This window comes from Streptomyces sp. NBC_01381 (assembly GCF_026340305.1).
Lineage (GTDB): Bacteria > Actinomycetota > Actinomycetes > Streptomycetales > Streptomycetaceae > Streptomyces.
This window is the reverse complement of the sequence record NZ_JAPEPI010000001.1, coordinates 71,817-93,522: the sequence shown is the minus strand read 5'-3', so window position 1 is coordinate 93,522 and position 21,706 is coordinate 71,817. Positions and strand designations below refer to the sequence as shown.

The following is a 21,706-nucleotide window of genomic DNA, read 5'->3' as shown; positions in this document are numbered from 1 at the left end:
GGGGCGTTGCGGTCTTCTGGGTCGTATCAGCTGATCAAGAACATACCGGCGGTGATCGTGCCCCGCCTGGGCGGCATTGCACAGGCGGGTGCCCACTGTGATCGAAAGGCGACCGGATACGCTGACTTGAGTGATGGCAGCGACACATCGACAAACCGTGTCATCGACCCCGTCATCACGCGAAGATCGACCGAGTGATGATCGACCGAGTGACCGACTTGTGATCGTCAGCAGACAGGAGAACCCCTCGTGACCGTCGTCGGGCCCTTCGGCCTCAGCGTGCGGGACCAGGCTCTCGAAGCCGATGTCCAGGCCGGATTGACGGCCGTCGAGGAAGGTCTGCTCGACGCCACCAAAAGTGGGGTCCCCTTCATCACGGAGGCGGCACAGCATCTGGTGCGCGCGGGCGGCAAGCGGTTCAGGCCGCTGCTCGTGATGCTCGCCGCGCAGTTCGGCGATCCCTACGCGCCGGGCGTCGCGCCCTCCGCCGTGGTCGTGGAGTTGACGCACCTCGCGACGCTCTACCACGACGACGTGATGGACGAGGCCGATGTGCGCCGCGGCGTCGAGAGCGCCAACCAGCGCTGGGGCAACTCGGTGGCCGTCCTGACCGGCGACTTCCTGTTCGCCCGCGCCTCGTACATCCTGGCCGACCTCGGTCCGGACGCCGTGCGCATCCAGGCCGAGGCCTTCGAACGCCTGGTCACCGGCCAGATCCTGGAGACCGCGGGGCCGACCGAGGGCCGCGACCCGGTCGACCACTACCTGGACGTGCTCGGCGGCAAGACCGGCTCGCTGGTCGCCGTGGCGTGTCGTTTCGGCGCCATGATGTCGGGCGCCGACGAGACCGTCGTGGACGTCCTGACCCAGTACGGCGAGCGGCTGGGCGTCGCGTTCCAGTTGGCCGACGACGTCCTTGACATCGCGTCCGACTCGCGCGAGTCCGGCAAGACCCCCGGCACCGACCTGCGCGAGGGCATTCCCACGCTTCCGGTGCTCCGGCTGCGCGAGCGGGTGGAGAAGCTCGGTCTGCCCGAGGACATCGCCCTGTGCGAGCTGCTCGACTCCGACCTGACGGACGACGCCCGGCACGCCGAGGCGCTTGCGCGGCTGCGGGTGCACCCGGCCCTTGAGCAGGCGCGCAAGGACACCGTGCGGTTCGCCGAGGAGGCACGGGCCACGCTCGCGCCGCTGCGGGACTGCGACGCGAAGACGTCCCTTGTGGAGCTCTGCGATCTCGTGGTGCACCGGGCGGGCTGAGGTTCGCGTGGTGCACCGGGCGGGCCGAGGTCCGGAGCCGGTCTAGGGGTGGCGCTCGGCGTCAGTAGCCGTAGCCGCCCCCGTCCTCGTCCTCAGGCTGGTCCGTGGTGGTCTGCGCCTTCGCGCCGGTCGGTGTGACGGCGTACCAAGTGCCGTCCACGCCCTGGCCCTGCGCCTCACGCGGCTCGTCGTCCTTGACGTAGGTGTAGAGCGGCCAGCCGTCGAGGGTGAGCTGCTTGGTGCCGTCGTCGCGGGTGACCGTGCCCACCAGGTCCTTGTCGACGCCCTTGACGGTCACCGTGCCGGGGGCGGGTGTGGCAGGCCAGACCTTTTCGCAGTTGTCGTTGCAGTTGGACTTCGACGGTTTCGCGGTGTCCTCGTCGAAGCGGTACAGGACGTGCCCCTTGCTGTTGGTGACGACCGTGCCGACCTCGTCGACCTCGGTGGCGGTGAGCGTCGCGGAGTTCTTGGTGTCGCCCCCGCCGTTCTCGTCGCCGCTGTCGCTGTCGCCGCAGCCTGACGCGGTGAGCGCGAGGACGGCGGCTGCCGCGGCGGCGTAACCGCTGACGCGCCGGGTTCTGCTGTGCCGGGTCGTGAACATGACGACCCCCTTTGTGGTCCGGGTACCCTCCCACTTGATCCTATGCTTGTGTGATGCAGGTCACATTATTTGGCGGGGCTGGATTGAGTCCAGACTGAGATTCACTTCGTATCCATGCCCAGAAGCTGACGCAGGGGGCGTCAGCTCGCATACGGGGAGATTTCTGCTCATGGGCACTTTCAGCACTTCGAGCCTGTTCAGCGCTCTCGCGCACCGCCGCCGGGCCCTGCTCGCCTCCGGCGTCGCCGTCGCCGCATCCGCGGGGGTGGCGTTGGCGACGCTTCCCGCCGCTGCCGCCGACACCGGCACCACCAGCGGTTCGATCTTCGTGGCGAGCCTGAACGGCGCGAACGAGGTACCGGTGCAGGGCGGGCCCGCGGTCGGTGACAAGGACGGCTCGGCGCTCGAGTTCATCCAGGTCAAGGGGGACCAGGTGTCCGTCACGGTCAAGTGGCGCGGCACGGACAGGCCCACCGCGCTCCACATCCACCAGGGCGAGAGGGGCGCCAACGGCGGGGTCAAGGTCGACTTCACGAAACTGCTCGACCAGAGCAAGGGCCACCGCGTCACCGGCACGGTCCAGGTCAAGGACGCCGCCCTGCTGGAGGAGTTGAAGAAGAACCCGGGCGGCTTCTACGCCAACCTGCACACCGCCGAGTTCCCGGGCGGCGCGGTCCGTGGGCAGCTCCACGCGGTCACCACCGACTTCGACTTCCGGTTCGCCTCGTCCAACTTCCAGGCCTCGGTGATCGAGGGTCAGCAGATCTACGAGTGCAAGAAGGCCGACGACGGCTCCGGCAAGTTCGCCTTCGCCCAGCGCGACGTCAGCGCACGGCTGCAGGGGAACATCGCGCACAGCTTCACCGCGCCCAACTCGGGCACCCCGCAGTGGGTGGCCCCCGACGGCAGCGCGGTCACCGGCAAGCTGATCTCCAGGACGCCGAACGGCGACAAGAACATCGCCGAACTCGACCTGGCGGCCACCCAGTCGGGCAAGCCGCACGGACGGCTCTCGCACGTGACGGAGATCCTGCGCCTGAACACGGTGGGCGGCCTCGCCCCGGCGGGCAGCTGTGACGAGGGCGCCATCGCGAAGGTGCCGTACAAGGCGGACTACGTGTTCGTGCAGCGCTGATCCCGGACCCTCCAAGTGGCGTCTCCCCTACGGGATGGGGGAGGCGCCACCGCCTTCTGTCATCCCACAGCAGTACGTGGAGTTGCTCCCGGGGTCTGACGCTTCTGGCTGGCCGATTTGGTCGTATGGAGACAAGCAAGGTCCAGCAAGAAACAACCACTCCTGACCTATTCGGGTGAGAATGGCGGCGCGGGGTGGACGCAGGCACGTACAGGGAAGGCCGCCGCCGACCACGGAGGTAGGGCACACAATGGCACCGTACGAACCGGAGCAGAACACCAATGAGGCCGAGGCGCCGCGCGCCGGCCGCCGCAAGGCGGCGCGTTACGCGGTCCCGGTCGCGGTGGCGGGGGTGGCGGCGGCGACCATCGGGCTCGTCCCGGCGCTCGCCACGTCGGGCGACCCCAAACTGCCCGACGTCACCGCTCAGGAACTCATCGAGAAGATCGCCGCGTCGGACACGGAACAGCTCTCCGGCACGGTGAAGATCAGCACCGACCTCGGACTCCCGTCCCTGGGCGGCGGCATGACCGGCGGCTTCGCCCCGGGCGGCGGCGGAGGCGAGGACGGCGAGGGCTCGTCCGCCGACCCGCAGTCCAAGCTGATGGAGCTGGCAACCGGCACGCACACGCTGCGCGTCGCCGCCGACGGCCCCGACAAGCAGAAGCTGTCCGTCCTGGACGACGCGGCCGAGTACAGCCTGATCCACAACGGCGACGACGTATGGGCCTACGACAGCAAGTCGAACGAGGTGTACCACTCCAAGTCGGCGGGCAAGGCCGGGGAATCCGGTAAGGACTCCGGCAAGACGGACCTTCCCAAGGACGTCCCGTCCACCCCCAAGGAACTGGCCGAAGAGGCCCTGAAGGCGGTCGACGACACGACGTCGGTGAAGGTCGACGGCACCGCGCAGGTCGCGGGCCGCGACGCCTACCGCCTGGTCATCAAGCCCAAGCAGGCCGGCTCGACGGTCGGTCAGATCACCGTCTCGGTGGACTCCAAGACCGGTACGCCGCTGAAGTTCACGCTGTCTCCGGCGGGTGGCGGCAGCGCGGTCGTCGACGCGGGCTTCACGAAGGTCGACTTCGCCAAGCCTTCGGCATCGACCTTCGACTTCACGCCGCCCAAGGGCGCGAAGGTCACCGAGGCCGACGACGCCAAGGCCGAGCAGCAGAAGCACGGTTTCAAGGGCGACGCCAAGGAGTTCAAGGGCGAGGAGGACCTGAACGGTCTGAACGTCATCGGCAAGGGCTGGAACTCCATCGCCGAGCTGGAACTGCCGGGCGGCCAGGGCCTCCCGACGGCCGAATCCGGCGACGTACCGGCGGACGCGCAGCGCCTCCTTGACTCGCTCGGCGACAAGGTGTCCGGCAAGTTCGGCGAGGGCACGGTCTTCAAGACCCGCCTGATCAACGCCCTCATCACCGATGACGGCAAGGTCTACGCGGGCGCGGTCACCAAGGACGCTCTGGTGAAGGCGGCAAACGCAGCCAACTAGACCGCCCCGAACTGGAGCGCCCCGAAGGGGCGCGGGGCTGTGACATTTGCGGCTCCGCCGCGGGGCGCGACCAGCCCCAACGCACTCGCAGATGAAGTACTTGCGGCGGACTCAGGGTACGAACCCCTGAGTCCGCCGCAACGGTGAGGGAGGACATATGCCCGTTATCGAAACCGTCGCGCTCACCAAGCGCTACGGCAAGCAACTGGCCGTGGACCAGCTGAGCCTCACCGTCCCCGCAGGCAGCGTCTTCGGGTTCCTCGGCCCCAACGGCTCCGGCAAAACGACCACCATCCGGATGCTGATGGGCCTGATCGAGCCGACTTCCGGCCACGCACGGGTCCTGGGCAGCGCGATGCCGCGAGCGACCCGCACGGTCCTCCCCCAGGTGGGCGCACTCATCGAGGGCCCCGCCCTCTACGGCTTCCTCTCCGGCCGTGACAACCTCCTGCGCTACGACTCCGCCGACCCGACCGCGGACCCCCGCACCCGCCGCGCCCGCGCCGAATCGGCCCTGGACCGGGTGGGGCTCACGGCAGCCGCGGGCAAGAAGGCGAAGGCGTACTCGCTGGGCATGAAGCAGCGCCTGGGCCTCGCGGCGGCCCTGCTCCAGCCGCGCAGGCTCCTCGTGCTCGACGAACCGACCAACGGTCTCGACCCGCAGGGCATGCGCGAAATCCGGACACTGGTCCGGGAGTTGGCGTCCGAGGGCACGACCGTCTTCCTCTCCTCGCATCTCCTGGACGAGATCGAGCAGGTCTGTACGCATGCCGCCGTGATGGCCCAGGGGCGGCTGATCACCCAGGGTCCGGTGGCCGAACTCGCCGCCGGCGCGCGCGGGCGGCTCGTGGTGACGACGCCGGACACGGGCGACGCGGCGCGCGTCCTGAAGGAGCTGGGCGTGACGGATCTCGTCGTGACGGAGGACCGGGTGACGGGCGAACCACCGGGCACGGAGCTCGCCGAGCTGAATGCCGCCCTGGTCGGGGCGGGGGTACGGGTGCGGGGCTTCGGTGTCGAACGGGCCTCGCTGGAGGACGCGTTCGTGGCGCTGACGGGGGAGGGCTTCGATGTCGCGGGCTGAGGTCGCCGACGTACCAGAGGTACAAGCCGCAGAAGAGGCAAGTGACGTACGCGAGGTCCGGCGGCTCTGGAGTCTGGGCCTCTTCCGCAGCGAGCTGGGGATCACCTTCCGCCGCTGGCGGACGCTCGCGCTGCTCGGGGTGCTCGCCGCAGTCCCGATCCTCGTCGGCGTCGCCGTCAAGATCGAGACCAGCGACGGCTCGACGATCGGCGGTGGCGGTGAGGGCGGCGGTCCCGCGTTCATCGCGCAGGTCACCAACAACGGTCTGTTCCTGGTCTTCACCGCCCTCGCCGCGACGCTGCCGTTCTTCCTGCCCATGGCGATCGGTGTCGTCGCGGGCGACTCCATCGCGGGCGAGTCCAGCGCGGGTACGCTGCGCTATCTCCTTGTCGCGCCCGCGGGACGCACCCGTCTGCTGCTCGTGAAGTACGCGACGACACTGACGTTCTGCCTGGTCGCGACCCTTGTCGTGGCGGTCTCGGCGCTCGCCGTCGGGGCCCTGCTCTTCCCGGTCGGTGAGGTCACCACGATCTCCGGTACGCGGATCGGCTTCGGCGAGGGGATGCTGCGCGCCCTGCTCATCGCGCTCGCGGTCGCCGCGTCGCTGATCGGCGTGGCGGCGCTCGGACTCTTCGTGTCGACGCTGACCAGCAGCGGCATCGCGGCGATGGCGACGACCGTCGGCCTGCTGATCACGATCCAGATCCTCGACCAGATCCCTCAACTGCACGCCATCCAGCCGTACTTCTTCTCGCACTACTGGCTGTCCTTCGCGGACCTGCTGCGCGAGCCGGTCTACTGGGACGAGCTGGTCAAGAACCTCGGCCTGCAAGGGGTCTACGCGGCGGTGTTCGGCTCGGCGGCGTGGGCGAGGTTCGGCGCGAAGGACATCACTGCCTGAGCATCAGCCCTTGTCGTACGGGTAGCGGGCGAGCGGCGGCTCCTTGGCGAAGAAGGTCTTGGCGCGCGAGAGGGCCTCGGTGTCGTCGAGCACGTTGCCCGGCCGTGAGCCGTTGCCGAGCAGGACGCCGCCGAAGTGCATCGGGAAGAACGCCGCGGTGTGGTTCAGCGTGCCGATCAGCGGGGCCGCCACCTCCTCCTCGGTGTGCGCGAGGGCGGTCACGCCCCACAGGGTGCGGCCCTTCAGGGTGTCCTTGAAGTCGAGCTCCGGGACCTCGAGCCAGGCGTCCCAGTAGTCGAGGTAGCGCTTGGTGGTGGCCGAGAGGGAGTACCAGTACAGCGGCGACACGATGACGATGTCCGTGGCGTCGAGGGTGGCGTCCAGGAGCAGCGCCTCGTTGTCGCCGGCCGGGCGGGGGCGGGCGCGCGGGCGTTCGCCGTCGTGGCGCAGGTCCTCGAAGTCGGGCAGCGGATGCTCGGCGAGGCTCAGCCAGCGCTGCCCGACACCGGACGGAAGCTGCTCGGCGGCCTTGCGGGCCAGGGTCTCGGAGTTGCCGCCGGGGCGGGCACTGCCGAGCACGAAGAGAAAGTTGCGGGTCATGGGGGTCCCCCTGATGTAGGACGCGGCGAATACCTGCGTGTGCACTATATGCACGCGCAGGTAATTGCGTCTACGGGGGGCTGCGCCCCGTCAGGGGCGCGGGGCTGTGACATGTGCGGCTCCGCCGCGTGGGCGCGCCCAGCCGAGGACGGCCCGCAGATAAGTCACAAGCCGGCAGCCCCCTTACCCGGAGAGCCCCCAAACGGCATGCGCAACAGCATCACTGTTGTGATCCAGCGCCTTCTCGTCGATGTTCGACGTCGTGTCGCACGACGAGTGGTAGCACTTGTCGAACGGCTCACCCGCCGTCCCGCCCCAGTTCTGCGCCTGCTCGGCCGTCTTCTCGTAGTCCGCGCCGCTGAAGAGCCCGCCGACGGGGATGCCCGCGTCCTTGAAGGGCGCGTGGTCGGAGCGGCCGTCGCCCTCCTCGTCCGGCTCGGTGGCGATGTTCAGGCCGCCGTAGAAGTCCTTGAAGGTCTTCTCGATGGTGGGGTCGTCGTCGTAGACGAAGTAGCCGGGGTTCGGCGAGCCGATCATGTCGAAGTTCAGGTAGTCCTTGACCTTCGAGCGCTCGTCGGCGGGCAGCTTGTCGACGTAGTGCGAGGAGCCGACGAGGCCCAGCTCCTCGGCGCCCCACCAGGCGAACCGCAGGTGCTTGGCGGGCTTGTACTGCTCCTTGGCCACCGTGAGCGCGGTCTCCAGTACGGCCGCCGAACCGGAGCCGTTGTCGTTGATGCCGGGGCCCGAGCCGACGCTGTCGAGGTGCGACCCTGCCATCACGACCTGGTCGGCGTCGCCGCCCGGCCAGTCGGCGATGAGGTTGTAGCCGGTCTCGCCGTTGGAGGTGAACTCCTGGACGGTGGTGGTGAATCCGGCCTCGTCGAGCTTGCCCTTCACGTAGTCGATGGAGGCCTTGTAGCCCGCGCTGCCGTGGGCGCGGTTGCCGCCGTTGGCCTCGGCGATGGACTGCAGCTGGGAGAGATGGCCCTGGACGTTGGCGACGGAGATGTCGGGCGCGGCCGCCGTGGGGGAGGGGGCCGCGGACGATATCGCGCTGGTGGTGAGGAGTCCGGTGACGGCTATGACGGCGGCTGCCGCGGCGCGTCCTGGAACGGAGAACTTCATGTGGGGGGCTCCGAATTCCGTGAAATCTGAACGGGATTGGCGTGCCTGATGGTGGGGGTGAGGTTGACCGTGCGTCAAGAGCGCATATCGGTCGGAGTGTTCCGGATGGCGGTCCGCGGCGGCACCAGAACCGTCCAGCCGGGCGCGTAGGTGTCCGGCACGGGATGGCTCCGCCAGTCGCGCGCCCAGGGCGGAGTCTGCCCATTGCGCAGGACAAGGGCGGTGGGGCGCTCCGGGCCGCTCCGAGGATCGGCCACGCATCCGGATACGTACGCGAGAGGGATCACCGAGGTGTTGCCCTGGAGCACGCACGGGGCGCGGACCCCCTGTTCGCGCAGGACCGCGGTGACGCGGGCCCAGTCGCCGCGGGCGCCGGCCTGGATGCGGCCGTTGCCGTGGGCGAGCGGGAGCTGGACGGCGAGATGCCCGACGAGGACGACGGCGAGGGCGGCCGCGAGTGCACGTGAGGCCCTCGCCCGGTCGACGAGGGCGAGCAGGCCGACGGCCGCGGGGAGCGCGAGGAGGGCGTGGCTGGGGAGGAGGAAGCGGGGGGCTCCGTAGGGGACGAGGAGCAGATAGGGGAGGGCGGCGGACACCGCGACGACCACGGCGAGCCAGAGCGCCCCGAGGGTGGCTCTCGCGCCCTGAAGGGGCGCGGGGCTGTGACATGTGCGGCTCTGCCGCGTGGGCGCAACCAGCCAAGACGGCGCCGCAGATGACGGACGGCACCTCGCGCCACTCCCAGCGGAGCGCTCGGCGGCCCAGAGCCCGAAGGCCACAAGCACCGGCAGCAGGATCCACCACTCCAGGCCCACGGCCCTGATCTGGTCGGCGCCGCACGGCCGGCAGAGCAACGGCCCGTCCACGGCGGTGAACTGGGCGGTGATCGCGGCGAGCGGCCGCAGCCCGCCCTGTACGTCACTGGCGTCGACGAGCCGTTCGCGTACGCCGCCGAACCGCACGTACGCCTCGATCACCCACGGCAGCGCACCGGCGACGACCCCGCCGAGCACGGCGAGCACGCGGGCCCAGGAGCGCGGCCCGATGAGACCGAGGAGCGCGACGAGGAGCAGCGGGGCGGCGACGGCGGCACCGTCGTTGGGCCGCATCAGGGTGGCGACGGCGAGACCCGCGCCGATTCCCGCGTACGTCAGAGGAGTCGGCGCGGCCCGCAGAAAGAGCCCGACCGCCGCGACGGCGCCCATGGCGGTGTAGTGGTTCGGCATCGCCGCGCCCGCGTAGAACAGCGCGAACCAGAGGGTGCCGTAGAGCCCCGCCGCGACGCCGACGGCGGCCGGCCGCACGGCGAGCACCCGGATCCAGGGCCGGAACCCCAGATAGAGCGCTCCGGTGGCGAGCGCCGTCAGCCAGACCCGGAGCAGCACGACCGAGTCGCTCCAGGCGGCGACGGGGGCGATGAGCAGCGGGACGCCGCGGGCGCGGGGCGCGCTGAACGGGGTGGCGGGCGCGTACGGGCCGAACCGGCTCGCGTAGACGATCTCGTCCCAGCCGAGGGTGAGCGTGAGCGGGACGAGGGCCAACGAGAGCAGGGCGAATCCGGCGCAGGCGGCGACGAGGGGGCGCTGGTCGCGGGGGAGGACGCGGGCGCGCAGGGGCGCGCCCGCGTCGTACTCCGTCACGACGAGCTGCCGGGCCATCCGCCTGACCTCCTGTCAGGTCTTACCGGACTTGGCCCACTTCTCGGTCATGTCCGGTCACTTCCGCTTGAAGGTAGTCATATTGACGCCGGAATCGAAGGACCGGTTCGCCGACACGGTGAAACCGGTCACCGCGAAGGGGCTGTCGAAGAGGGGGATGCCGGAGCCGATGACGAACGGATTGCGCTTGAGGACCAGCTCGTCGATCTCGTCGAAGAGCGCACCGGCCAGCTTGCCGCCGCCGCACAGCCAGATGTCCAGGCCGTCCTCCTGCTTCAGCTCGCGCACGAGCCCGACCGGGTCGTCGGCGACGAGCGTCACGTCCGGGGGCGTCTCGGTCAGCGTGCTCGATATGACGTACTGCTTCAGCTGGGGATAGGGGCTCGTCATGCCGATGGGCAGGCCGGCTTCGTAGGTGCTGCGCCCCATGAGGATCGTGTCGAAGCGCTTGTTGGGGGTGTCGCTGAGACCCAGCGGGCCGCGGGCGACCACGGGCAGGGTCTCGGGGTACTCGGCCATGATCGTCTCGCGGACCTCGCCCTCGAAGGGGAAGAAGTCGAACGATCCGTCGGGGCCCGCGATGTAACCGTCGAGGGTGACGGCGACGTAGTACGTGAGCTTTCGCAAGTGGGGTTCTCCTGGGTAGGACGGCGAGTTCTGCGACTGGGTGCTGCGCTTGATGTACTGTGCTTGAAGTGGTCAGAACTTAGTACTTCACTTGCAGTGGTGTCAACCGTCCAATGGAAAATGGTTCAGGAGAATCCCATGCGTCAGAATCCCGCCCGCCGCACCGCCCTGCTGGACGCCGCCATCGAGGTGCTCGCCCGTGAGGGCTCACGCGGGCTGACCCTCCGCGCCCTCGACACCGAGGCGGGTGTCCCCACGGGCACGGCGTCCAACTACTTCACCAACCGCGCCGACATGCTGGGGCAGATCATGCAGCGCACCCGCGAGCGGCTGACGCCCGATGCGTCGGACGTGGCGGAGACGCTCAAGGCCGAGCCGACGCACGAGCTGGTGAAGACCTTCATGCACCAGATCATCGAGCGGATGCGCGCCGACCGCAGCAGCCATCTGGCCATGCTGGAGCTGCGACTGATGGCCACCAGGAACCCCGAACTCCACGCCGAGCTGACGCGCTTCTTCCGCGACGAGCTGGAGGGCAACATCAGCTTCCACCTCGACAGCGGACTGCCGGGCGACACCACGGGCATGGTGCTGCTCTACCTGGCCATGTTCGGGCTCATGGTGGACGACCTGACCATCCCGGAGCTCCTGGCGCCGCATCAGCCCGAGCGCCTGGTCGACGAGATGGTGTCGCGGCTCCTGCTGTAGGGGGCAGGGGCGCCGCCCGTTGTGGGTGCGCCCCTAGTGGACGCAGAACTCGTTCCCCTCCGGGTCCGTCATGACGACCCACTCGCCACCCGGCTGCTTCTCGCGCCGCAGGACGGCCGCGCCGAGCGCCTCGATGCGGGTGACCTCGTGCTCGCGCTCGTCGGGCGCGCAGTGCACATCGAGGTGCAGCCGGTTCTTGATGGTCTTCGTCTCCGGGACGCGCTGGAAGAGGATCCGCCGCCCGAGGCCGGTGCCGGTCTCCTCGTCGTACGGATCGTCCGGATGCCGTACGGCGACCAGATCGCGGAAGGCGTGGCGGCCGCGGAACTCGATGGTCTCGGACTCGGGGAGGGCGCCGAAGCCGAGGAGGCGGGTGATCAGGGCGCTGTTGTCCTCGACCTCATAGCCCAGCGTCTCGGCCCAGAAGACGGCCTGGGCGTGCGGGTCGTTGGCGTCGACGACGAGTTTCCAGTGCAGGGTCATGCTAACCACTTATACTGGTTACATGATGGAGCGCACAACGGGACAGGCCGAACGGCCGGGGCTGCTGCTCGCCCCGCCCACGGGCCGGCGGTTCCACTTCGATCCGGGCGCGCTCTGCCTGGAACTGCTCGCGACGGGCGGCCCGGGAGAGTTCGCGCGCTTCGAGGTGCTGCACGAGCCCGCGGACCTGGTGCGCTGGGCGGGGGAGAGCCGCCTCCGGTGGCCGTCAGGCCTAGAACTGGCGGTGGGCGAGGGGGAGTTGAAATTGGTGCGGCGCACCCGCGACGCCCTGTTCCAGCTCGCCGCCGACCGTGCCCACGACCGCCCGCTCGGCCCCGGGTGCCTGTCCGCCGTGAACGCCGCGGCGGCCGAAGCCCCGCTCACCGCCCGCATCGAACCGGACGGCACGCGCGCGTGGGCGCCGGGCGCCACCGGCACACGGCTCCTGTCGAGCGTCATGCGCGACGCGGTCGACCTCTTCACCGGGCCGTTCGCCCACCGCGTCCGCGAATGCGGTGGGGGCAACTGCTCCTTGCTCTTCGTCGACACGTCCCGCCCCGGCCGCCGCCGCTGGTGCTCGATGGAACGCTGCGGCAACCGTCAGAAGGCCAGGGTGCACCGGGCCCGCGGCGAGACGGTTCGGCCTGCCTCTTCGGACGCGACTCGGCCCGCCTCTTCGGATGCGACTCAGCCCGCCTCTTCGGACGCGGCCCGCACATCGTAGGCCTCCCGCGCGGCCGCGATCTCGTTCTGGTGCCGCTCCGTCCAGGTCACCAGGGACTGGATGGTGTGGTGCAGGGTGCCGCCCAGCGGGGTGAGTTCGTACTCGACCCGTGGCGGCACCACCGGGTGCACCGTGCGCTTGACCAGACCGTCGCGCTCCAGCTGGCGCAGCGTGACCGTCAGCATGCGCTGGCTGATGCCGTCGATCTCGCGGCGCAGTTCGGTGAAGCGGAGCTTGCGGTGCTCCAGGAGGGCGATGGTGAGCAGCGACCACTTGTCGGCGACGCGGTCGAGGATCTGGCGTACCTGGCAGTCCTCGCGGGTGTCCCACTGGAAGGGATCGGCGTCTCCATAGTCCACGCCCACGCCCACGCCCACGCCCGTGCCCACGCCCACGCCCACGCCCGTGCCTGTGCCCGTGCCCGTGCCTGTGCCCGAGCCCGAGCCCGCGTGTGCGTCCGCGCCCGTGCCCACGCCCACGGTGCCTTCGCGGTTACTCGGTGACTTCAAAGTGCCTTCTTCCATACCTGCCGATGGTGCCGCAGGCTTCCAGTGGTTACAAGAGGGAACCGACCCCCGGCTGAGTAACCGTCACAACCGCCGATCTCACCTCACCGGGAGCCACCATGGGCGCACGGGCCTGGGCACTGCTGCTGGTCCTCTGCGGGACGATTTTCCTGGAGGGCATCGACATCGCGATGCTCGCGATCGCCATCCCCGCCATCAGATCCGACCTCGGCCTGTCCACCGGCACCGCGGCCTGGGTCCTGAGCGCCTACGTCCTCGGGTACGCGGGCTTCACACTGCTCGGCGGCAGGGCGGCCGACCTGCTCGGCAGACGGCGGATGTTCCTCGTCTGGCTCGGTGTCTTCCTCCTCTTCTCCGGACTCGGCGGCCTCGCCACCGAGGGCTGGATGCTGATCGTGGCCCGCTTCGTGACCGGCCTCGCCGCGGCCTTCATGACACCCGCCGCGATGTCGATCATCACCACCTCGTACGCCGAGGGGCCCGAGCGCAACAAGGCCCTGCTGGTCTTCGCCGGCACCTCCGCCGGTGGCTTCTCGCTCGGCCTGGTCGTCGGCGGGCTCCTGACCGAACTCGGCTGGCGGTGGGTGTTCTTCGCGCCGGTGCTGCTCGCGGGTGCGATCCTCGCGGCGGCGGTGCGGCTCGTCCCGGGCGAGGCGGTGCCCGAGCGGCGCACACCCGGCCTGCGGGGCTTCGATCTGCCGGGTGCCGCCGCGGCGGCCGGGGCGATGCTGCTGCTCGCCTTCGGCGTCGTACGGCTCGAACACGGGCTCGCGGGCTGGCCGTTGACCGCCGGTGCGGCGGCCGCGGGATTGCTGCTCGGAGCCGCCTTCGTACGGATCGAGCGGCGCACGGCAGAGCCACTGGTGCGCCTCGGCATCCTTCTTACGGGCTCGGTGGTGCGGGCCGGGCTAGGGGCGCTGCTGTTCGTCGGGGCGTTCATGGGCTTCCAGTTCGTCCTGACGCTCTACCTCCAGGAACTGCGCGGCTGGTCGTCCTGGCAGACAGCCATCGCCCTGGTGGTGATGGGCTGCGACGTGATCCTCGCCCCGACACTCACCCCACGCCTGGTCGCGCGGTACGGCCACGCCCGGGTGATCCTCGCCGGCTTCCTGCTCGCGACAGTGGCGTACGGCCTCTTCCTGCCGGTCGGCATGGACTGGACGTACGCGGCGATGTTCCCGACCCTGCTCCTCGCGGGCACGGCCTTCGCGCTGGCCCTGGGCCCGCTGATGATCGCGGCGACGGAAGGGGTGGCCGAGAAGGAACAGGGCCTGGCGGGCGGAGTACTCCAGACAGGCCTGCAGTTCGGCGCGGCAATAGGCATCTCGGGCGTAACAGCGGTCCACGGCCTGGCCTCATCGGGCACGACCGCGGCATCCCCCCTCTCCGCCTTCCACGCGGCCCTCACCGTCCCGCTGGCGATGGCACTCCTGGGCGTACTGCTCTCGGCACAGGGCCTGCGGAGGCGCAGGAGCGGGAGGCGGGTCGCGGGAGGCGGCGGTCAGCCCGCTGCCCGAAGCGAGGCGGAGTCCGGTCGCCCGGCGGTGAGTGAGGCGAGGTAGCTGCTCGGGATGTGCACCGGGGGTGTTGCTGAGGCCGAAGGGGTCGGCGTACGAGATCTGTCCGGCGGCGGTCGCGCTGAGAGCGGCGGTCGGCCTGCTGCCCGGAGTGGGGCGGAGTGCGGGAGGCGGCGGCCGTCAGCCCGCCGCCCGGAGCGAGGCGGAGGTCTGGCTGTCCGGTCGTCAGTGAGGCCGCGGTGGTTGCTTGGGGGGGCAGGGCGTCGCGGGAGGCGGCGGCGGTCAGCCCGCCGCCCGGAGCGAGGTGGAGTGCGAAAGGTAGCGACGGTCAGCCCGCCGCCCGGAGCGAGGTGGAGTCCGGTCGGCCGGTCGTCAGTGAGGTGCGGTAGTTGCTCGGGGTGATGCCTCGGATTCGTTTGAAGGCGTCGCTGAAGCCGAAGCCGTCGGCGTAGCCCACCTGGCCGGCCACGGCGGCCACCGTCGCGCCGGGCTCGGCCAAGAGCTCGGCGGCGAGCGTCATCCGCCACTCGGTGAGGTACGCCATCGGGGGCCTGCCGACCAGCTCGGTGAAGTGGCGGGCGAAGGACGCGCGGGACACCTGGGCGCGGGCGGCCAGCGAGGCCACCGTCCCTCCGCCGCGTGGGCGCGCCCAGCTACCGGGGTTGAAGGGGCGCGGGGAACTGCGCGACCAGCCCCAACGCACCCGCAGCCGAAAACGGTAGGGGCCTGCGGTCGTCAGACCACAGTCTCCGCTTCCCGCCCGGCGGCGGGCCCCACCGCCTCCCGCCCCCCGGCGGAGCCAGACGTAACGGCACCGCCCCGCGCAGCGGCCAGCCGCACCGCATTACGCCGAGCGGAGCGCAACGCATCGCAGGTCAGCAACGTCAACGCCAGCCAAACAAGCCCGAACCCGGCCCACCGCTCGGCCGGCATCGCCTCATGGAAGTACAGGATGCCGAGCAGGAACTGGAAGACCGGCGCCAGATACTGCAGCAGCCCCAGCGTGGACAACGGCACCCGTATCGCCGCCGCGCCGAAGCAGACCAGGGGAGCGGCGGTGACCACACCGGTCGCCGCGAGCAGCGCCGCATGCCCGACGCCCTCCGCGCCGAACGTGGCATCGCCCCGCGAGGCGAGCCACAGCAGGAAGCCGACCGCGGGCAGGAACTGGATCGCGGTCTCGGCGGCGAGCGACTCAAGGCCGCCGAGGCCCACCTTCTTCTTCACCAGGCCGTACGTGGCGAAGGAGAAGGCCAGGCAGAGCGAGATCCACGGCGGCTGTCCGGCGCCGATGGCGAGCACGAGGACCGCGGCGAGGCCGACGCCGACCGCCGCCCATTGCACGGGCCGCAGGCGTTCGCCGAGGAGCAGGACGCCCATGGCGATGGTGACCAGGGGGTTGATGAAGTAGCCGAGGGACGCCTCGACGACATGGCCGGAGTTCACGGCCCAGATGTAGACGCCCCAGTTGACGGTGATGACCGCCGCGGCGATCGTCACAAGCCCCAGCTTCCGCGGCTGCCGGATCAGCTCGCCGGCCCAGGCCCAACGCCGCACGAACAGCAGCGCGATGCCGACCACGACCAGCGACCAGGCCATCCGGTGCGCGAGGATCTCGCCGGCCCCGGACGGCTTGAGCAGCGGCCAGAAAAGGGGCACGAGTCCCCACATCCCGTAGGCCGCGAAGCCGTTCAGCAGTCCTATGCGCGCCTCGCTCTTCGGCTGCCCCGCTGCTCCGCTGTCCACGGCCCCTCCTTGGTGCGCGGCAGCCCCACGCTGCCCTCACGAAGGTAGCGGCACAGGGGCCCACCTGTCATGCCCGTATCTCAAAGACGGTCATGACGCTCCCGCGGCCCGGGCGTCAGCCCTTGAGCGCCGCCGCGACCGCGTCGGCCAGCGGCGTCGTGGGCCGCCCGATGAGCCGGGTCAGATCACCGCTCGTACCGGCGAGCAGCCCCCGCTCGATCGCCCCGTCCACGTCGACGAGGATCGCGGCGAACCGCCCGGGCAGACCGGCGCCGGTCAGGTTCGCGAGGTTCTGCTCGGCCGGGACGTTCGCGTACGAGATGTCCTTGCCGCTCTGCCGGGCGACCTCGGCGGCGTACTCGGCGAGACTCCACGCGACATCGCCGCTCAGCTCGTACGCCTTGCCCTGATGGCCGTCACCGGTCAGCACGGCGACGGCGGCCGCGGCGTAGTCGGCGCGCGAGGCGGAGGCGACCCGGCCGTCACCCGCGGAGGCGACCACGGCGCCGTGCTCCAGGACGGGGGCGAGGTTCTCCGTGTAGTTCTCGTGGTACCAGCCGTTGCGCAGGAACGTGTACGGCACCCCGGAGTCGAGGATCAGCTGCTCGGTCGCCTTGTGCTCGGCCGCGAGGTCGAAGTCGGCGTCGGGACCGCCGAGTACGCCGGTGTACGCGAGGAGAGCGACGCCCGCGGCGCGCGCGGCGTCGATCACGGCCCCGTGCTGCGCGACCCGCTGCCCCATCTCGTTGCCGGAGATCAGCAGCACCTTGTCGCCCGCGGCGAAGACACCGGCGAGGGACTCGGGCGTGCTGTAGTCGGCGACGCGCAGCTCGACTCCGCGCGCGGCCAGCGGGGCGGCCTTCTCCTTGTCGCGGACGACGGCCGCTATCTGCCCGGCGGGGACCCGCGCGGCGAGCAGCCCGTCGATGACGAGACGGCCGAGGTGTCCGGTGGCTCCGGTGACGACGATGCTCATGTCTGAAAGCTCCCTGATTTCCGTTTGAAGCGGTTCGAGACCGAGCCTAGGTCGCGCACTAACTTCTGGAAAGTACCCACTTTGAAGTAAGGTACTTGCATGGGAGTAAGGGACTGGAACCTCACCAGTGACGAGATGTGCCCCCAGCGGCTCGTCCTGGAGCACGTCACCAGCCGCTGGGGCACGCTGATCCTGCTGGCCCTGCAGGAGCGCGCGTACCGCTTCAGCGAGCTGCGCCGGGCGATCGGCGGTCGCGTCAGCGAGAAGATGCTGGCCCAGACGCTGCAGACCCTGGAGCGCGACGGCCTCGTCCACCGGGACGCCAAGCCCGTCATCCCGCCCCGCGTCGACTACTCCCTCACGGACCTCGGCCGCGAGGCCGCCGAGCGGGTGCACGCCCTGGCGACCTGGACGGAGCGGCGCATGGACGCCGTGGGCACGGCGCGCGCGGCGTACGACGAAGCCCGGTCCTGAAGGATCAGAACCGGGCTTCGGGGGTGTGGCGTGCCGAGCTAGCCGACGACGGTCCAGGTGTCGCCGCCGGCGAGGAGCGCGGCGAGGTCGCCCTTGCCGTTGTGCTCGATGGCGGTGTCGAGCTGGTCGGCCATGAGCGTGTCGTAGACCGGGCGTTCGACGTTGCGGAAGACGCCGATCGGCGTGTGGTGCAGGGTGTCCGGGTCGGCGAGCCGGGAGAGCGCGAAGGCCTGCGTCGGCGAGGTGGAGTGCGCGTCGTGGACCAGGATCTGAGACTCGGTCTCAGGCGTGACCGGGACAACTTTGAGATCACCGGTCAGCGGGTCGCGCACCACGCCCTGGGACCCGAGGCCGCTCTCCAGCGGGGCCCCGAAGCGGATCGGCTGCCCGTGTTCCAGGCGGATCACCGCCTCCTCGGCCTGCTGCTTGTCCTTGAGGACCTCGAAGGCGCCGTCGTTGAAGATGTTGCAGTTCTGGTAGATCTCCACCAGCGCCGTGCCGGGATGCTCGGCCGCCTCCCGCAGCACCGAGGTGAGGTGCTTGCGGTCCGAATCCACCGTGCGCGCCACGAAGGACGCCTCCGCCCCGATGGCCAGCGAGACCGGGTTGAAGGGCGCGTCCAGGGAGCCCATCGGCGTCGACTTGGTGATCTTGCCGACTTCCGAAGTGGGGCTGTACTGGCCCTTGGTCAGGCCATAGATCCGGTTGTTGAACAGCAGGATCTTCAGGTTCACATTCCTGCGCAGCGCGTGGATCAGGTGGTTGCCGCCGATGGACAGCGCATCCCCGTCGCCGGTGACCACCCACACCGACAGGTCCCGCCGCGACGAGGCGAGGCCGGTCGCGATGGCCGGGGCGCGGCCGTGGATGGAGTGCATCCCGTAGGTGTTCATGTAGTACGGGAAGCGGGAGCTGCAGCCGATGCCGGAGACGAAGACGATGTTCTCCTTGGCCAGGCCGAGTTCGGGCATGAAGCCCTGCACGGCCGCCAGGACGGCGTAGTCGCCGCAGCCGGGGCACCAGCGCACCTCCTGGTCGGACTTGAAGTCCTTCATGGACTGCTTGGCCTCGGCCTTGGGCACCAGCGAAAGCGCCTCGATGGTGCTCCCGGTGCCTTCGGTCTTCGTGTCAGCCATGGATGGCCTCCTTGAGAGCCGTGGCGAGCTGCTCGGCCTTGAACGGCATTCCGTTGACCTGGTTGTAGGAGACGGCGTCGACCAGGAACCTGGCGCGGACCAGAGTGGCCAGCTGCCCGAGGTTCATCTCGGGAATCACCACCTTGTCGTAACGCTTCAGGACCTCGCCCAGATTCCGCGGGAAGGGGTTGAGGTGGCGCAGATGGGCCTGCGCGACACTCTCACCGGCCGCGCGCAGCCGCCGGACGGCCGCAGTGATCGGCCCATAGGTCGAACCCCAGCCCAGCACCAGCAACTTGGCATCCCCGGTCAGGTCGTCGACCTGAAGATCAGGCACCTCGATGCCGTCGATCTTGGCCTGGCGGGTGCGGACCATGAAGTCGTGGTTGGCCGGGTCGTAGGAGATGTTTCCGGTGCCGTCCTGCTTCTCGATGCCGCCGATGCGGTGCTCAAGGCCCGGCGTGCCGGGAATCGCCCACGGGCGGGCCAGGGTCTGCGGGTCGCGCTGGTAGGGCCAGAACACCTCGGTGCCGTCGTCCTCGGTGTGATTGGTGCCCGAGGCGAACTGCACCCGCAGATCGGGCAGTTCATCGATCTCCGGGATCCGCCACGGCTCGCTGCCGTTGGCCAGATAGCCGTCGGACAGCAGGAACACCGGGGTGCGGTAGCTGACCGCGATGCGGGCGGCTTCAATGGCCGCGTCGAAGCAGTCGGCCGGCGTCTTCGGCGCCACGATCGGCACCGGTGCCTCGCCGTTGCGGCCGTACATGGCCTGCAGCAGGTCGGCCTGCTCGGTCTTGGTCGGCAGCCCCGTCGAAGGGCCGCCGCGCTGGATGTCCACGATCAGCAACGGCAGTTCGAGCGAGACCGCGAGCCCGATGGTCTCCGACTTCAGCGCCACACCAGGACCCGACGTCGTCGTCACCGCGAGCGAACCGCCGAACGCCGCGCCCAGCGCTGCCCCGATGCCCGCGATCTCGTCCTCGGCCTGGAAGGTGCGCACGCCGAAGTTCTTGTGCTTGGACAGCTCGTGCAGGATGTCCGAGGCCGGCGTGATCGGATACGAGCCCAGATAGAGCGGCAGATCCGCCTGCCGCCCCGCCGCAATCAACCCGTACGACAGCGCCAGGTTCCCCGAGATGTTGCGATACGTGCCCGTCGGGAACGCCGTGGACGCCGGCGCGACCTCGTAGGAGACGGCGAAGTCCTCCGTCGTCTCACCGAAGTTCCACCCCGCATGAAAAGCCGCGATGTTCGCCTCGGCGATCTCCGGCTTCTTCGCGAACTTCGTCCGCAGGAACCTCTCCGTGCCCTCGGTGGGCCGGTGGTACATCCACGACAACAACCCCAGCGCGAACATGTTCTTGCTGCGGCCCGCGTCCTTGCGCGAGAGGTCGAACTCCTTGAGCGCCTCGACCGTCAGCGTCGTCAGCGGCACCGGGTGGACGCTGTAGCCGTCCAGCGAACCGTCCTCCAGCGGCGAGGTGTCGTAGCCGACCTTCTGCATCGCCCGTTTGGAGAACTCATCCGTGTTGACGATGATCTCCGCACCCCGCGGCACATCACCGATGTTCGCCTTCAACGCGGCCGGGTTCATCGCGACAAGCACGTTGGGCGCGTCGCCCGGCGTGAGGATGTCGTGATCGGCGAAATGCAACTGGAAGGAGGACACCCCCGGCAACGTTCCGGCAGGAGCACGGATCTCGGCCGGGAAATTCGGCAACGTCGACAGGTCATTGCCGAAGGACGCCGTCTCTGAAGTGAACCGGTCACCGGTGAGCTGCATGCCGTCCCCCGAGTCACCCGCAAAACGGATGATCACGCGGTCCAGACGGCGAACATCTTTCTCACCAGCAGGCTTGCGTTGCTCTCCGACGACTGCCCCGTCGGCCTGCTCGGCTGGGCTACTGACCTGGCTGGTCACTGAACTGGACCTCCCTCGAGGCGGCTGAGCGGCAAAGGCCGGAAGACCAGCCTTCCCAAGGCCCACCCTACGTCGGTAAGGGTCGCCTTCCTGGGCTCGCTCGCATGATGGACGCGCTTTTGAGACGCGTAATTGCCCTGATTTGCCATAGTCTGCCTCGCCCCCCGGCCCGACATGGAAGACGCCCCCCACTCATCCTTTGGTTCTAGGACTATTCTCCGCACTCATGCTCGACTCGTGCTCGTGCTCTGCTCGGTTCGACCTGGTGACGCTCTTGTTGCGCCCTAAATATCTGACAGGGTGTCAGTTTTCTAGGAGTTGAGATAGGTCAGCACGGCCAGTACGCGCCGGTGATCTCCGTCACTCGGGGAGAGGCCGAGCTTCAGGAAGATATTGCTGACGTGCTTCTCGACGGCGCCGTCGCTCACCACGAGCTGCCGGGCGATCGCCGAGTTCGTCCGCCCCTCGGCCATCAGGCCGAGCACCTCGCGCTCGCGCGGCGTCAGACCCGCGAGGACGTCCTGCTTACGGCTGCGGCCGAGCAACTGCGCCACGACCTCAGGGTCGAGCGCGGTGCCGCCCTGCGCGACCCGCACCACCGCGTCCACGAACTCACGGACCTCGGCGACCCGGTCCTTGAGCAGATAGCCGACGCCACGGCTGGACCCGGCGAGCAGCTCGGTGGCGTACTGCTCCTCGACGTACTGCGAAAGGACGAGCACCCCGAGCCCCGGATACTGGTGGCGCAGCTGGACCGCGGCCCGCACCCCCTCGTCGGTGTGCGTCGGCGGCATCCGCACATCGGCGACCACCACGTCGGGCAGCGCGCCCGTCGCGTGGAGCTGGTCGACCGTCTTGATCAGCGCGTCCGCGTCGCCCACCCCCGCGACGACGTCGTGCCCGCGGTCGGTCAGCAACCGGGTCAGGCCCTCCCTGAGCAGCACTGAATCCTCGGCGATGACCACCCGCACTTTGTCCTCCACGTCCACGGCCCCCCGGCAT

Annotated in this window: 21 protein-coding genes and 1 pseudogene; 9 read left to right on the top strand and 13 right to left on the bottom strand. The window is 69.7% G+C overall.

What is annotated here, in order from left to right:
• Window positions 1-249: 249 nt before the first annotated feature.
• Window positions 250-1,260, top strand: coding sequence for a polyprenyl synthetase family protein (locus OG453_RS00495; protein ID WP_266863333.1), 1,011 nt, complete (start codon window positions 250-252; stop codon window positions 1,258-1,260).
• 61 nt (window positions 1,261-1,321) lie between these two features.
• Here the strand turns inward: OG453_RS00495 and OG453_RS00490 are convergent, their stop codons facing one another.
• Window positions 1,322-1,861: a hypothetical protein gene (locus OG453_RS00490; RefSeq protein WP_266863331.1), complete on the bottom strand. Its 540-nt coding sequence runs from the start codon at window positions 1,859-1,861 to the stop codon at window positions 1,322-1,324.
• A 169-nt stretch (window positions 1,862-2,030) separates the two neighbouring features.
• Here OG453_RS00490 and OG453_RS00485 point away from each other — a divergent pair, with 169 nt between their 5' ends.
• The 4 genes from OG453_RS00485 to OG453_RS00470 all read left to right on the top strand — a co-directional run bounded on the left by OG453_RS00485 (window position 2,031) and on the right by OG453_RS00470 (window position 6,479).
• Window positions 2,031-2,996, top strand: a complete 966-nt coding sequence (locus OG453_RS00485) for a CHRD domain-containing protein (RefSeq protein WP_266863329.1) — start codon at window positions 2,031-2,033, stop codon at window positions 2,994-2,996.
• A gap of 250 nt (window positions 2,997-3,246) precedes the next feature.
• Window positions 3,247-4,494, top strand: coding sequence for a DUF2092 domain-containing protein (locus OG453_RS00480; protein ID WP_266863327.1), 1,248 nt, complete (start codon window positions 3,247-3,249; stop codon window positions 4,492-4,494).
• Window positions 4,495-4,651: 157 nt separating this feature from the next.
• Window positions 4,652-5,578, top strand: coding sequence for an ABC transporter ATP-binding protein (locus OG453_RS00475; RefSeq protein ID WP_266863325.1), 927 nt, complete (start codon window positions 4,652-4,654; stop codon window positions 5,576-5,578).
• Window positions 5,565-6,479, top strand: coding sequence for an ABC transporter permease (locus OG453_RS00470; RefSeq protein ID WP_266863323.1), 915 nt, complete (start codon window positions 5,565-5,567; stop codon window positions 6,477-6,479). Before OG453_RS00475 ends, OG453_RS00470 begins: the two co-directional genes overlap by 14 nt.
• 3 nt (window positions 6,480-6,482) lie before the next feature.
• Here the strand turns inward: OG453_RS00470 and OG453_RS00465 are convergent, their stop codons facing one another.
• The 4 genes from OG453_RS00465 to OG453_RS00450 all read right to left on the bottom strand — a co-directional run bounded on the left by OG453_RS00465 (window position 6,483) and on the right by OG453_RS00450 (window position 10,489).
• Window positions 6,483-7,079 (bottom strand): flavodoxin family protein, encoded by a 597-nt coding sequence (locus OG453_RS00465; protein ID WP_266863321.1) that lies wholly within the window; start codon window positions 7,077-7,079, stop codon window positions 6,483-6,485.
• 183 nt (window positions 7,080-7,262) lie between these two features.
• Window positions 7,263-8,204, bottom strand: coding sequence for a M28 family metallopeptidase (locus OG453_RS00460; RefSeq protein WP_266863319.1), 942 nt, complete (start codon window positions 8,202-8,204; stop codon window positions 7,263-7,265).
• Window positions 8,205-8,278: 74 nt separating this feature from the next.
• On the bottom strand, window positions 8,279-9,862 hold the full coding sequence (locus OG453_RS00455) for a hypothetical protein (RefSeq protein ID WP_266863317.1): 1,584 nt from the start codon (window positions 9,860-9,862) through the stop codon (window positions 8,279-8,281).
• Window positions 9,863-9,919: 57 nt separating this feature from the next.
• Window positions 9,920-10,489: a dihydrofolate reductase family protein gene (locus OG453_RS00450; RefSeq protein ID WP_266863315.1), complete on the bottom strand. Its 570-nt coding sequence runs from the start codon at window positions 10,487-10,489 to the stop codon at window positions 9,920-9,922.
• 138 nt (window positions 10,490-10,627) lie between these two features.
• On the opposite strand from OG453_RS00450, the gene OG453_RS00445 reads away from it, so the two are divergent.
• Window positions 10,628-11,197, top strand: a complete 570-nt coding sequence (locus tag OG453_RS00445; protein WP_266863313.1) for a TetR/AcrR family transcriptional regulator — start codon at window positions 10,628-10,630, stop codon at window positions 11,195-11,197.
• Between the two features lie 33 nt (window positions 11,198-11,230).
• Here OG453_RS00445 and OG453_RS00440 read toward each other — a convergent pair whose 3' ends face one another.
• Window positions 11,231-11,680: a VOC family protein gene (locus OG453_RS00440; protein WP_266869654.1), complete on the bottom strand. Its 450-nt coding sequence runs from the start codon at window positions 11,678-11,680 to the stop codon at window positions 11,231-11,233.
• Between the two features lie 22 nt (window positions 11,681-11,702).
• Between OG453_RS00440 and OG453_RS00435 the strand changes: the two genes are divergently transcribed.
• Window positions 11,703-12,404: an ABATE domain-containing protein gene (locus tag OG453_RS00435; protein ID WP_266863311.1), complete on the top strand. Its 702-nt coding sequence runs from the start codon at window positions 11,703-11,705 to the stop codon at window positions 12,402-12,404.
• On the opposite strand, the gene OG453_RS00430 is transcribed toward OG453_RS00435, so the two are convergent.
• On the bottom strand, window positions 12,368-12,793 hold the full coding sequence (locus OG453_RS00430; protein ID WP_323178647.1) for a helix-turn-helix domain-containing protein: 426 nt from the start codon (window positions 12,791-12,793) through the stop codon (window positions 12,368-12,370). The two genes, OG453_RS00435 and OG453_RS00430, sit on opposite strands and share 37 nt — an antisense overlap.
• Window positions 12,794-13,029: 236 nt before the next feature.
• Between OG453_RS00430 and OG453_RS00425 the strand changes: the two genes are divergently transcribed.
• The gene (locus tag OG453_RS00425) at window positions 13,030-14,493 is read left to right on the top strand and encodes an MFS transporter (RefSeq protein WP_266863309.1); all 1,464 of its coding nucleotides are present in this window, start codon (window positions 13,030-13,032) and stop codon (window positions 14,491-14,493) included.
• A 283-nt stretch (window positions 14,494-14,776) separates the two neighbouring features.
• Here OG453_RS00425 and OG453_RS00420 read toward each other — a convergent pair.
• The 3 genes and pseudogenes from OG453_RS00420 to OG453_RS00410 form a co-directional block, all read right to left on the bottom strand.
• Window positions 14,777-15,076: pseudogene (locus OG453_RS00420) on the bottom strand (helix-turn-helix transcriptional regulator); the annotation flags it as partial.
• A gap of 107 nt (window positions 15,077-15,183) precedes the next feature.
• On the bottom strand, window positions 15,184-16,194 hold the full coding sequence (gene rarD, locus OG453_RS00415; RefSeq protein ID WP_266863307.1) for an EamA family transporter RarD: 1,011 nt from the start codon (window positions 16,192-16,194) through the stop codon (window positions 15,184-15,186).
• 115 nt (window positions 16,195-16,309) lie between these two features.
• On the bottom strand, window positions 16,310-17,170 hold the full coding sequence (locus OG453_RS00410) for an SDR family oxidoreductase (protein WP_266863305.1): 861 nt from the start codon (window positions 17,168-17,170) through the stop codon (window positions 16,310-16,312).
• A 99-nt stretch (window positions 17,171-17,269) separates the two neighbouring features.
• Between OG453_RS00410 and OG453_RS00405 the strand changes: the two genes are divergently transcribed.
• The gene (locus OG453_RS00405; RefSeq protein ID WP_266863303.1) at window positions 17,270-17,644 is read left to right on the top strand and encodes a helix-turn-helix domain-containing protein; all 375 of its coding nucleotides are present in this window, start codon (window positions 17,270-17,272) and stop codon (window positions 17,642-17,644) included.
• 38 nt (window positions 17,645-17,682) lie between these two features.
• Here OG453_RS00405 and OG453_RS00400 read toward each other — a convergent pair whose 3' ends face one another.
• The 3 genes from OG453_RS00400 to OG453_RS00390 all read right to left on the bottom strand — a co-directional run bounded on the left by OG453_RS00400 (window position 17,683) and on the right by OG453_RS00390 (window position 21,675).
• Window positions 17,683-18,780 (bottom strand): 2-oxoacid:ferredoxin oxidoreductase subunit beta, encoded by a 1,098-nt coding sequence (locus OG453_RS00400; RefSeq protein ID WP_266863301.1) that lies wholly within the window; start codon window positions 18,778-18,780, stop codon window positions 17,683-17,685.
• Complete coding sequence (locus OG453_RS00395; protein WP_266863299.1) at window positions 18,773-20,704, bottom strand: 2-oxoacid:acceptor oxidoreductase subunit alpha; 1,932 nt, start codon at window positions 20,702-20,704, stop codon at window positions 18,773-18,775. The genes OG453_RS00400 and OG453_RS00395 overlap by 8 nt, the downstream gene beginning before the upstream one ends.
• A 311-nt stretch (window positions 20,705-21,015) precedes the next feature.
• Window positions 21,016-21,675 carry a response regulator transcription factor gene (locus OG453_RS00390; RefSeq protein ID WP_323178646.1) on the bottom strand — a complete coding sequence of 220 codons (660 nt, stop codon included), beginning with the start codon at window positions 21,673-21,675 and terminating at the stop codon, window positions 21,016-21,018.
• Between the last annotated feature and the right edge of the window lie 31 nt (window positions 21,676-21,706).